General features: G+C 71.2%; 5 protein-coding genes and 1 pseudogene. 2 read left to right on the plus strand and 4 right to left on the minus strand.

Translation table 11 applies throughout. The annotated features are described in order from the left end of the window. The first annotated feature begins 254 nt into the window (after positions 1 to 254). Entirely contained in the window at positions 255 to 5,003 is a 4,749-nt protein-coding gene (locus WME83_RS05605; protein WP_437321968.1) for an nSTAND1 domain-containing NTPase, read from the plus strand. A gap of 291 nt (positions 5,004 to 5,294) precedes the next feature. Here the strand turns inward: WME83_RS05605 and WME83_RS05610 are convergent, their stop codons facing one another. The 4 genes from WME83_RS05610 to WME83_RS05625 all read right to left on the minus strand — a co-directional run bounded on the left by WME83_RS05610 (position 5,295) and on the right by WME83_RS05625 (position 11,438). Continuing rightward, the gene (locus tag WME83_RS05610) at positions 5,295 to 7,457 is read right to left on the minus strand and encodes an FAD-dependent oxidoreductase (RefSeq protein WP_437318221.1); all 2,163 of its coding nucleotides are present in this window, start codon (positions 7,455 to 7,457) and stop codon (positions 5,295 to 5,297) included. A 24-nt stretch (positions 7,458 to 7,481) separates the two neighbouring features. Then, on the minus strand, positions 7,482 to 8,708 hold the full coding sequence (locus WME83_RS05615; protein WP_437318222.1) for a UbiA family prenyltransferase: 1,227 nt from the start codon (positions 8,706 to 8,708) through the stop codon (positions 7,482 to 7,484). 25 nt (positions 8,709 to 8,733) lie between these two features. Beyond that, entirely contained in the window at positions 8,734 to 9,438 is a 705-nt protein-coding gene (locus WME83_RS05620) for an iron-containing redox enzyme family protein (protein ID WP_437318223.1), read from the minus strand. Positions 9,439 to 10,535: 1,097 nt separating this feature from the next. Continuing rightward, on the minus strand, positions 10,536 to 11,438 hold the full coding sequence (locus WME83_RS05625; protein ID WP_437321969.1) for an AraC family transcriptional regulator: 903 nt from the start codon (positions 11,436 to 11,438) through the stop codon (positions 10,536 to 10,538). 294 nt (positions 11,439 to 11,732) lie between these two features. Here WME83_RS05625 and WME83_RS05630 point away from each other — a divergent pair. After that, positions 11,733 to 11,870 (plus strand): annotated as a pseudogene (locus WME83_RS05630) (SDR family NAD(P)-dependent oxidoreductase); the annotation flags it as partial. Positions 11,871 to 11,898 lie beyond the last annotated feature (28 nt).

Here is an 11,898-nt window from a genome sequence, read left to right on the forward strand (position 1 = left end):
GCAGCGACGCGTTGGGCGCCCGAGCATCAGACCGGCCATCTCGTCGAGCTCTCCCGCCGGCGGCGCAGGGGCCCGACAGCCGGGAGCGCCTGGCCGATCCCACCGTGCGCGGCGTTCGCCCCAGGCTGCCGCGCGAGGCTGCAGCGGCCGGAGAGGTGGTGATGGGCCGGCAGAACTTCGCACCAGAGAGCGGCGCACAGGCGACAACGCAGGAGAACGCCGGCTGCGTCGATCCCGCCGTGGGACGGCGCCGTGTGGTGATCGAGCCTCACGAGCAGAGCACGCCCGAGTCGTCCAGCGAAGACTTCGCGCGCACGGTCATGCTCGCGTTGACCCCGGCCAGCTCCGGCGACCAGGCGCACGGCGCCACGCCGCTCCAGGCCGGAACGAGGGACGGGTGGGCGGAGCCCAGCGCGAGCCACATGCCCGTGGGCGTCGGCGGCACCCTCAAGCATTACGAGATCATCCGCACGCTGGGCCGGGGCGGCATGGGGGTCGTGTTCCTGGCCCGCGACACGAAGCTCGGCCGCCTGGTCGCCATCAAGGTCCTCCTCGAGTACACCGGTGACACCGTCGAGCGCTTCCTGGCCGAGGCGCGGGCCACGGCGCGCTGCAGGCACGAGAACATCGTGGTCATCCACGAGGTCGACGAGATCCATGGATATCCCTACCTCGTGCTCGAGTACGTCAAAGGGCGCACGCTGCGCGCGTGGATGGCCCAGCGCGAGCACCCCAGCGCGCCCGGGTCGCCGGGCGTCGCGACGCCGCCTTGCCCGAGGGCGCCCGCCGTCGCCATCGAGCTCGTGATCCCCGTCGTTCGCGCGCTGGTCTGCGCGCACGAGCTCGGGATCGTGCACCGCGATCTCAAGCCGGAGAACATCCTCCTCGACGACGCCGGCGCCATCAAGGTGCTCGATTTCGGCATCGCCAAGCGCATGGAGGCCGAGGACGCCGCGACGCTCTCAGGGGTGCGGGCGGCGCCCCGCGGAGGCGCCAGCCTGAGCCGGAGCAGCGCGGCCATCGGCACGCCACGGTACATGGCGCCCGAGCAGCTGCTGGGCACCTGCGTCGATCCCCGCGCCGACCTCTGGGCCGTGGGCCTCCTCCTGTACGAGCTGCTCGCGGGGGAGCACCCGTTCGAGCCATTCTCGCTCGCGCGGCTCTCGGACATCGTGAACTTCGCCGCCCCGATGCCCAGCCTGGCCGCCAGGCGCCCCGACGTGGGCGCGCTCGGCGAGCTCGTCGACCGCTGCCTGAAGAAGCGCAGCGCCGAGCGCGTCGGCTCGGCCAGGGAGCTGCTCGCCGAGCTCGAGGCGCTCCTGCCCGGCCGGAGGGCGCTCCCGCTGGGCGAGGACGAGAGCCCGTTCGCCGGCCTGTCCGCCTTCCAGGAGGCGGACGCCGCGTGGTTCTTCGGCCGCGATCGCGAGATCTCCGCCATGACGGCGCGGCTGCGCCACCAGCCGCTCCTGGTCGTCGCCGGGCCCTCCGGGGCGGGCAAGTCGTCGTTCGTACGCGCGGGCGTGATCCCGGCCTTGAAGCGGTCGGGGGACCTCTGGGAAGCGTTCATCCTGCGCCCCGGTCGCGCGCCGCTCGCCGCGCTCGCGGATGTGCTCGTGCAGGTCGCCGAGACGGAGACCAAGGGGGGCGCGCTCACGGGCGCGCCCGAGCGCCTCGACCACGATGGCATCGTCGCCGCCCTGCGCGCGCAGCCGGGCACCCTGGGCGCGCGGCTGCGCGCGCGCTGCCGCCGCGAGGGACAGCGGCGCCGAATCCTGCTCTTCGTCGACCAGTTCGAGGAGCTCTACACGCTCGGCGCCGCCCCCGAGGAGCGGGCGGCGTTCGTCGCCTGCCTGGAGGGCGCGGCCGACGACGCCTCGTCCCCCCTGCGCGCCCTGCTCGCCGTCCGCTCGGACTTCCTCGAGCGCATGGCCGACGACCAGGCCTTCCTCCGGGACGCGACCCGCGGGCTGTCGTTCTTGCCCCCGATGGGGCGCGAGGGCTTGCGCGACGCCCTGACGAGGCCGCTCGAGACGGCCGGTCACCGCTTCGAGACCGCGGAGATGGTCGAGCACATGCTGGGCTCGCTCGAGCGCACGCGCAGCCCGTTGCCGCTCCTGCAGTTCACGGCCACCAAGCTGTGGGAGGCGCGGGACCGCGAGCGCCGGCTCCTGACGCGCGACAGCTACGACCAGCTCGGCGGCGTGGCCGGCGCCCTGTCCGCCCACGCCGACGCGGTGCTCTCGGCGCTGTCGTCGCGCGAGCAGCGGCTGGCGCGGGCGGTGCTGCTCCGCCTCGTCACACCCGAGCGCACGCGCGCCGTGGTGAGCCTCGACGAGCTCCGCGATCTGGCGCAAGGCAGCGAGGGCGACGCGGTCGCGCAGGTGGTCCAGCGCCTGGCCGGCGCGCGGCTCCTGCTCATCGAGACGGGCGGCGAGCAGGCCGTCGGCGAGCGGGACGGCACGACCGTGGAGCTGGTCCACGAGTCCCTGATCGAGCGCTGGCCGAAGCTCCGGCAGTGGCTCGCCGAGAGCGAGCAGGACGCGGAGTTTCTGGCCCGGCTCCGCGCCGCGGCCCAGCAGTGGGAGGCGAGCGGCCACACCGAGGGGCTGCTCTGGCGCGACCGCGCGGCGGAGGACGCTCGAGGGTGGTACGAGCGCCGCTGCGCCGCGCAGGGCGACGGGGGGCGCTCCGAGCTCGGCTTCCGCGAGGAGCGCTATCTCCTGGCGGTCGTGGCCCTCTGCGAGCGCGCGCGCCGCCTGCGCCGGCGGCTCGCGACGGGCATGATCGCCACGCTCACCGCGATCGCGGTCATGGTCTCGTTCCTGGCGGTCCGCGCGAGCCAGCAGGCCGCGCGCGCGAGCCAGCAGGCCGCGCGCGCCAACCAGCAAGCCACGCGCGCCGACCAGGAAGCGGCGCGCGCGCACGTCGAAGCGCGAGAGGCGCGCAACGCCACCCGCATGGCGACCGCCCGCGAGATGCAGGACGATCCCACGACCGTGCTCGCGATCTTGCGCGAGGTCGAGCCGCCCGACGTGCCGCGCGCGTGGTCCGTCCTCGCGCTCTCGGCGCTGCACGGCGGGGTCGCCCGCGCGGTGCTCAGCCATCCGGACCTCGTCCTGTGGGTGAGCTATAGCCCCGACGGCAAGCACCTCCTCACCGCCTGCGCGGACAGGACGGTCCGGGTGTGGAACGCCGACGGCACGGGCGGGCGCGTGGTCCTTCGTGACCCCGAGTCGACCGTCAACTCGGCGGCCTTCAGCCCTGACGGCGAGCGCATCGTCACCGCGTCGGACGACAGGAGCGCCCGGGTGTGGAACGCCGACGGCGCGGGCGAGCCCGTCGTCCTCCGCGGTCACGCCGACCGCGTCTACTCGGCGGTGTTCAGCCCCGATAGCAAGCGCATCGTCACGGCGTCCGAGGACGGGACCGCGCGGGTGTGGAACGCGGACGGCACGGGCGAGCCCATCGTCCTTCGCGGCCACGCGGAAGGGATCCATGCGGCGGCGTTCAGCCCTGACGGCAAGCGCATCGTCACCGCGTCGTACGACAGGACCGCGCGGGTGTGGGACGCCAACGGCGCGGGCGAGCTCCTGGTCCTCCGCGGTCACGAGAATGGCCTCAACGCGGCGGCGTTCAGCCCCGACGGCAAGCGCATCGTCACGGCGTCCGAGGACGGGACCGCGCGGGTGTGGAACGCCGATGGCATGGGCGAGCCCCTGGTCCTCCGCGGCCACGGGGCTCGGGTCTATTCGGCGGCGTTCAGCCCTGACGGCAAGCGCATCGTCACCGTGTCGTACGACAGGACCGCGCGGGTGTGGAACGCCGACGGCACGGGCGAGCCGCTGGTCCTCCGCGGCCACGAGGAGGATATCCATGTGGCGGCGTTCAGCCCTGACGGCAAGAGCATCGCCACGGCGTCCAATGACAAGACCGCGCGGGTGTGGAACGCCGACGGCACGAACGAGATCAAGGTCTTCCGCGGCCACGAGGCGGAGGTCAACATGGCGACGTTCAGCCCCGATGGCAGGCGCATCGTCTCGGCGTCTGCGGACAGGACCGTACGGGTGTGGAACGCTGACGGCACCGGAAGGCCCCTGATCCTCCGTGGTCACGAGGCGGACGTCTTCTCGGCGGAGTTCAGCCCCGATGGCAGGCGCATCGCCACCGCATCGACGGACCGGACCGCGCGGGTGTGGAGCGCTGACGGCACCGGAAAGCCCATCGTCCTTCGGGGTCACGAGGCTCGGGTCTATTCGGCGTCGTTCAGCCCCGATGGCAAGCGCGTCGCCACCGCGTCGGACGACAGGACGGTGCGGGTGTGGAACGCCGACGGCACCGGAGAGCCCATCGTCCTTCGAGGTCACGGCCTGGCGGCCGGGTGGGTGTCGTTCAGCCCCGATGGCAAGCGCCTCGTCACCGGATCGCTCGACGGGAGCGTGCGGGTGTGGAACGCCGACGGCACCGGAGAGCCCATCGTCCTTCGGGGTCACGAGGATCGGATCTGGTCGGCGGAGTTCAGCCCCGATGGCGAGCGCATTGTCACGGCGTCTGCGGACAGGACCGCGCGCGTGTGGAACGCCGACGGCGCCGGAGGGCCCATCGTCCTCCGGGGTCACGAGTTCCAGATATTCTGGGCGGAGTTCAGCCCTGACGGCAAGCGCGTCGTCACGGCGTCTGCCGACAACTCCGTGCGATTGTGGAACGCCGACGGCACGGGCGAGCTCCTCGTTCTTCGGGGCTCCGACGCCGGGGTCAACTCTGCGGCGTTCAGCCCGGATGGCCGGCGGATCGTCACGGCCTCCGACGACAAGCTCGTGCGGATATGGGCCGATATCGAGCCGCTCCTCGGCGTCGACGACCCGAAGCTGTGGGCCGCGACGAGCTACTGCATGCCCGTCGAGCGGAGCATGGAGCTGCTTCGCGTGTCGGAAGCCATGGCCCGCGCGAACCGCGAGACGTGCCTGCGCCGCGTCGAGCAGGCCCGCGCGGCGGCCCGGGAGTGAGGGCTGGGCGCGCGGCACAGCGCGCCGCTGCCAAGGTCGGGCTGCGAAGCCAGAAGAGCCTGCCAAGGCGGACGATGACGCCGCTGGTGGTGGTGAACCAGCTCAGCTCATCTCCGCGCGCCAGGGAAATGATGGCCCGGTTTGGTCGCGGAACCCGCCCCTGGCTAGCGAAATAGCGCCTTCGCGGCGGCCGAGAGGCGGCGGCGCACGAGGAGCGGCCAGCGCCTCGGCGCCCTCGGTCACGGCGGCTCGTGTCTGCATCTGTCGCGCGCACCCGAGAGGGGTGCGGCGTTACGCTGGGTTCGCCAGCGCGAGAGTGGCCCAGGCGGAGGTGACGGCCCCCTTGTCTCGGCAGTGAAAGAACATCTTCTCGGAGGGCCCCGTCTCGAACCAGTAATAGAGCATGGGCTCGCCCTCCCAGCCGTCGGGCTTTTTGCGCGCGCGAAGCCACGATTTTGCCTTCCGGAGCGCGGCCGTGCCCGCTTCGCCCAGGGCTTCGAGCGCGAGCACCGCCGCCGAGGTCTCGAGCACCGTCTCGCCCCAGCTGCCGTCGTGGCCCTGGGTCGCGAGAATGAAGGCGGTCGCCCGCCATAGCTGGGGGCGGTACCTCTCGCCGTGAATGCCCAAGAGCTTGGCGGCGTGCAGCGTCGTCACGAACTTCGAAGAGAACCAGATGCTGCTCCAGTAGCCTTCCGGCTCTTGCAGCCCCGCGACGTACTGCGTGCAGGCGCCGACTTCTTGCGGGTAGCGCTCTGGCGCGACGCGGTGCAAGAGGTGGCCGGCGTGGGCCGACACGTACACGGAGGGCCCGAGCCAGTAGTCGGCGAGCCCCTGCGCGCACCCTTTGATCTCGGCCCGGCGCTCCGACAGGCTGTGAAACGCGCCTTGCGGCCGAGAGTAAAAGAGCTCGACCAGGCGGTCTAGCTTCGGCTGAAGTACGTCGCGGCCCACGCCCGCCGCGAGCAGGCCCTCCAAGACGAGCAGGCTGTCGTCGGCCGTCACGCCGAAGCCAACCTGATACTCCCACAGCGATTCGCGCGCGCTTTGCAGCAGATATTCGGTGAGCGGCCGGCTCGGGTTCGCCTGCAGCAGTAGCCCGTAGTAAGAAATGTTGCACTCGCTCTTGGTCTGAACGAACGCGGGCCGCTCGCCCGCCAGTCGGTAGATGGTCGTCTCGATCAACGTCTGCGAGCGAAACGCCTCGACCTCGGCCGGCACGTCGAGGTACGCCCGCACGCTCTCGGCCGCCCTCTTGCCAGACTGCAAGGCCTGGGTCGTGCCAAAGGGCAGAACGTTGTCTGGCTCGACGAAGACGTAGTCGCCGGCCAAGAAGATGCGCTCGCAGGCGCGGGCCTGCCAGTCGGTCCAATCGGCGTAACTCGCGGGCGAGATGCGAGGGCCTACCGTGGGCCAGCGGTGCACGTCCGCGAAGCGGAGCGTCTCCTCGGAGAGCGCGCCGACCTTCAGCGCGCGGGCGTGCTCGAGCGTCCGGCGGACGATCTCTTCGTGCGGCAGGCCGCTCAGCGCCTCGGACGCTTCGCCCACGTAGTACACGAAGAGGGTGTCGGGCTTGCCGTCTCGCCCCCGGTGCTTGATGACGGTGTTGAACGGCAGGTCGGGGGTGACGATGTAGCTGAAGTCGGCGAGGTCGGCGCCCTCGAGGCCGAGCACCACCACGGTGCCTTCGCCGTACCGGAGCGAATCGAGGAAGACCCGGCACCGATCGTTGGTGAGGGTGGTGACGAGCCGCCTCGCCACCGGCGCCGGCGCCGTGCACACCACGGCGCGGGCGGCGAGGGTGTGGGTCTCTTCGCCGCGCCGGAAGACCACCTCGACCGAGCCGCCCTTCTCGGTCAGCGAGAGCACCTCGACGCCGGTCTCGAGCCGGCCCTCGAGCGGCCGCGCCAGCCCCTCGACGAGCGAGCCGTTCGCCGTCTCGTAGTGCCGCGTGGGAAACTTGATGAAGGCGTCGTGCTGCCGCTGCGGCAGGTACTCTCTCATGTCGCCCGGGTGAATGAGGCGAAAGAAGCTGTTGAGGTGCCGGTACGCGCCCGGCAAGAGGGTGCTCGCGTCCTTCTCGGGGTCGGTTTCGAACGCGTCGAGCGTGTCGAGCTCGTGCGGCGCCAGGTCGAGCTGGCGCAGGCACTCTCTCACCGAGGTGCCGTAGTGAACGTTGCCCTGGGCGAAGAGCCCGATGCGCTCGCTCTCGGGGTGCAGCGCGGGCGTCCGCAGGGCGATCGGCGCCGCCGCGGGGTCGTAGGCGAACACCGCGCCCAGGTCGTAGAAGCTCTCGCCCGCCGACTTCGTGTAGACGCGGCCCCCCGGGCGCGGCTCTTTCTCGAGGACGATGATGTTCCGGTCGCGCAGCGCGTGCGCGGCCGCCAGGCCCGCCAGGCCGGCCCCGATGATGGCCACGTCATAGGGGCCCGTGTTCTCGTGTTCGAAGAGTGTCATGTCATTCTCCCGCAAGGTTTTCGCCTACGAGGCGGCGTCGAGCACCACGAGGCTGACGACGGTCAGCAGCCGGCTCCCGAAGAAGGTCACGTCGGGTACCGCCAAGCGCAGCACGCGGTCTCGGTGTTGATCGAGCGGCGCCGCGAGCAGCGCGACGACGATACCCCGCCAGAGAACGGCGGGCGCGAAGCAGACGAGCAAGAGCCTGCGCTGCTCGGGGCCGGCGAGGGCGCCGGCGAGCGAGAGCCCCGCCGCGGCGGCGAGCCAGAGCAAGGCCGCGGCGAGGCTGCTGCCCCTGCGCCCGAGCAGCGCGGCGAGCGTCTTGAGGCCCGCCCTCCGCTCTTCGGCGGCGTCGACGGCGCTCTCGGAGAGGAACACCGCGTACTCGGACAGCGAGACGAAGAAGAAGGCCGGGCCCCACGCGGCCAGCGCGCGCGCGTCGCCCGAGGTGTGCAGGCCGAGGCCCGCGCCCCAGAGGGCGAAGTAGCTGACCAGGCAGGTCAGGAGGTGCCCCCACCAGTATGCCTTCAAGCGCCTGGCGGCCGCGGCGCCGGGTGACAGGTAATTGTAGGAGTAAAGCACCGTAAGCGCGAGAAACGCGCCGAGCCCGACGCCGGCCAAGGCGCGCCCCCGGGCCAGCAGCCAGCCGATACCGGCCGCGCTCGCCAAGAGCTCGGCCGCCAGGGCGCGGACGGTGAAGGTGCGGCTCACCGACAGCCAGCGGTAGAGCTCGGGCTTGGCGCTCGCGTCGAGCTCGGCGTCGGTGAGGACGTTGACGTGGGTCATGAACGCGGAGCTCGCGAGCAACGTGAGCAGCGCGACGGCGGCGGCGCCGGCGTCGACGGGCGCGGGCGAGACCAGCATGCCGCCGAAGAGGAGAAGGGTGAGCGGCAGGTTTTTCTTCCAACGCGCCGCGCGCCACAGCCCGAGAAAGGCAGGGGGCGGGCGCGCGGCGCTCTTGGCGCTCGCGGCGCGCGAAACGGTAACGGAAGGCGGCGAATGGAGCGAGGACGTCGGCATGGGGGTCCTGCCAGGCGCGCGCCGGCGGGCTGGGCTTTGCGCAATGGTCGTTCGGAACGCCGACGGAGTCGAGGTCGTCGCACCCGAACGGTCGAAGCCGGTTTTGCTCGTAAGGTCGTTAGGATCCGGTTCAAAATAATTTTTCATTTTCATGCTCAATTTGATGCGAGCAATCGCGATTATGTCGCGCGTGGTGCGCAGTCGCTCGCGCAGGTGCGCGGCCCATCGCACTTCGCCGGCCCCGCCGGCCGAGGCCTCAGGCGAACGAGAGGCGGTTCAGCGCGTCGAAGTACCGCCACATGGCGCGCATCATCTCTTCGGCCGCGCCCCAGAATTGGCGCAGCCGCTCGGGGTCTTGGGGCAGGTGGCGGGGCACCTCGTAGATTCCCTGGACGTGCTCGAGCTCGACGACGTCGTGGCACTGCGACCAGCGCATGGCCCCCTCCGACAGCCCGAGCCGCCCCATCACCTGGCTGATATGAACGGTGATGTCCGAAGCGATGATCTCGGTGCCGACGTAGGCGCCGAGGCTCTGGTCGACGTCGTCCGAGCCGAGGCACTGCTTCAGCTCTTGAATCAGCCGCTCCTGCGGCTCGCGCATGAACTCCATCGCCGCGCCGTCGGCCCAAGCCTCGAGGCCCTTGACCATGTCGCGGTACAGGTTGGGGTGGCCGTCGTCGGTGAACTTGCCCCGGCCGAGCTCGTCGTGCACCTGGCTCACGAGAATGCTGACCACGGGCTTGTTGGTGTCCCACATCCGGTGCGCCAGCAGAGTGAGGTAGCGGCCCAGCACCTCGCTGAACTCGAAGCCGAGCTGCAACATCGTGCGCAAGAACCGAGGGTCTTTGGCGTCGGCGCGCTGAAAGAACGGGTGGTGGCGCATCATCAGATGCCCGAGCCGCTGCTCAACCTCACTGACCACGGCGCCCGGCCGCGGCTCGATGTTCGTCGCAAGTTCCATGGTTCACTCCGTGACGTTCGATTTCCTTGCGTGTTCCATCATCGATTTCCTGTCCGATATCTTGGACTCGAATGGCAGCATGGTGGAACGCCCATGGTCACGAGCGCCTCTCGCTTTTGATGGAGGTCTATGCGCGGCGCCTGCCGCGGCTGACATCGCATGCCGCCTTTTTCATCGCGCGCTCCCCGAGGACGCCGCCTTTACGTGCAGCAGGACGCGAGCCGAACCCGCGCTCGACCCGGCGCCGCCCCGATCGAGGTGGTCGGCGGATGCCGCACCTGCAGGACCGCGGGCGCACCGTCGACCTGCGCGTGACATCAGGGCCCAGGTGAGCAGCTTCGCGCGCCGCGCGGGAGCTCTGGCCTCGCGCCGCACGGCCTCGCGCCGCAACCTGGGTCGGTTCAAGGATGTCGGGGGCGAATCGCCACGCTACTGTTTCCGGCGACCGTTCGCCCTCGAACGGTTGTTCTGGCGGGACTCTTCCGCGGGGGCGAACCGTAGCGATCCGTCGCTTCCCTGGGGATTGGGGGAGAGCGTGACGACGGATCGCACCCCCTCGGGAGGCACAGACCCAACCCGGGCCCAACCGCCGAGCCCTGGGCCCGGGGAGCTCGCCGAGCCCGACCAATCGCCTCGCGCCGCTGTGGTCGCCTCGCTCGCTGGCACCCTGAGCCGCGCCGTCGCCCTCGGGGATGGGGTGGCGGCCCGGGTCGTTCATGGGGCGATCGGTCGGCTGCTCGGGCTGCCGGTGGCCCCGGACGGGCGAGCACGGTCGCGCCGACAGTAGCAGGCCGCAGAGATGAGGCGTCCGGGTAGGACAGACGCCAAGATCCGCGGGGGCCGAGCCATGTCGGCACGGTCCGCTTAGTCCTGGATCTGCCGCGGCCTGGGTACCGCCGACCCCCGGCAGGGTAGCGGGCCGACGAGGCGCCGCGCTCGATCACCGACCTGGCGAGGTCCGAGAGGTCCTGCGACCGGGACCACGCATGCAGCGCCGCATTTGCACGGATTACCTATGAACGTGCCCACCGCATGCTCTACCTCCACAAGGATCACGACGCCTCCGGTGGTGTGCTCGCCAGGAAGCAGCGCGCTCCTCAAGCGACGCTCCGCGGCGGATATCCGAACGTGCGCTTGAACGCATGGGCGAAGGCGCTCTGCGAGCTATAGCCGACCTCGGCCGCCACGCTCGCGAGGGGGGCCCGCCCTTCGCTCAGCAATCGTCGCGCCAGCACCATGCGCCAATGAGTGAGATCATCGAGCGGCGGCCGGCCAACGCGCGCCACGAAGCGGGCCGAGAAGGCGGAGCGCGACATGCCGACACGCGCTGCCAGCCTGGCCACCGTCCAGGGCTCGGCCACCTCGCTATGCATGAGCCGGAGCGCCGCGCCGACCTGCCGGTCTGCCAGGGCGCCGATCCAGCCGACGCGATCCTCGGCACCCATCGCGATATGAGCACGGATCGCCTCGACCAGGAGGATTTCCGCCAGGCGGTCGGTGATGAGCGGGGCCCCCGGCCGGTCCTCGCCGATCTCCGCCTCCAGGCACGCCAACGTCCGCGCGACGGCTCCCGCCCCGGGCGAGGCACGATCGACCCGGAGGAACGCGGGCAGCGCCTCCAGGATGAAGGCCGCATCGCCGTCGGCGAAGTCGACGCTCCCGCCGAGAAGCCCTGTCTGGAGGCCGTCGCCCAGGCGCCAGACGTCATGGTCCGGCTGCGCGTAGAACGGCGCGCCCTCCACAGGCTCGATCGCAGGGTCGCTCGCTACCGTATAGGGAGTATCGCCGATCAGGAACACGTCGCCCTCGGTCAGCGCCTCCGGCGGGTGGTCGGGCAGGAGCATCCAGCACCGCCCGCGCAGGAGGGCGACGAACTTCAGCCTCGCCTTGCCGGGGAAGGCGAGCGCCCAGCCGCCCGACGCCTCGAACCGCGTGGACCTGACGCTGCGCACGCCCAGGGCCGACAGCACATGGGAAAGGGGATCCAGCGCCCGCGCCATCGCCTTCGCGATCGAGCAGCCGCCCGAGGTCAATGTCGGCAGCGTCGTCGTGTGGCCCACGGCGCAGGGCTGAGGACAGGGCGAGGCGGTGACGGCCCTCGTGCACGCGGAAGAACAGCGGAGTCCTGCCGTCGGGGAGTCGATTGACGCGACGCGCACGACCTCGCAGCGGCACGGAGCCGCGAACGGGCCCGACGAAGCGCGACGGTGAGAAGGCCGAGCGAGGAGCCGCCGTCGTTTCGAGCACCTTAGAATTGGGGCCGTTCGTTCCCGTCAGGCAAGCCGGCGCCCAAGGAGATCGCGCGCGACGCGCGCGGTTACGAGCTCCAATTCGCGACCAGCCACCTCGGTCACTTCCAGCTCACGCTGCGGCTCTTGCCCGCGCTGCGGGCGGCGGGCGGAGCGCGCGTCGTCAACGTGCCGTCGGGGGCGTCGACGGAAGCGGGGGAGGACCAAGCGG

Origin of the sequence: Sorangium sp. So ce385 (genome assembly GCF_051474135.1) — a bacterium.
Classification (GTDB): domain Bacteria; phylum Myxococcota_A; class Polyangia; order Polyangiales; family Polyangiaceae; genus Sorangium; species Sorangium cellulosum_D.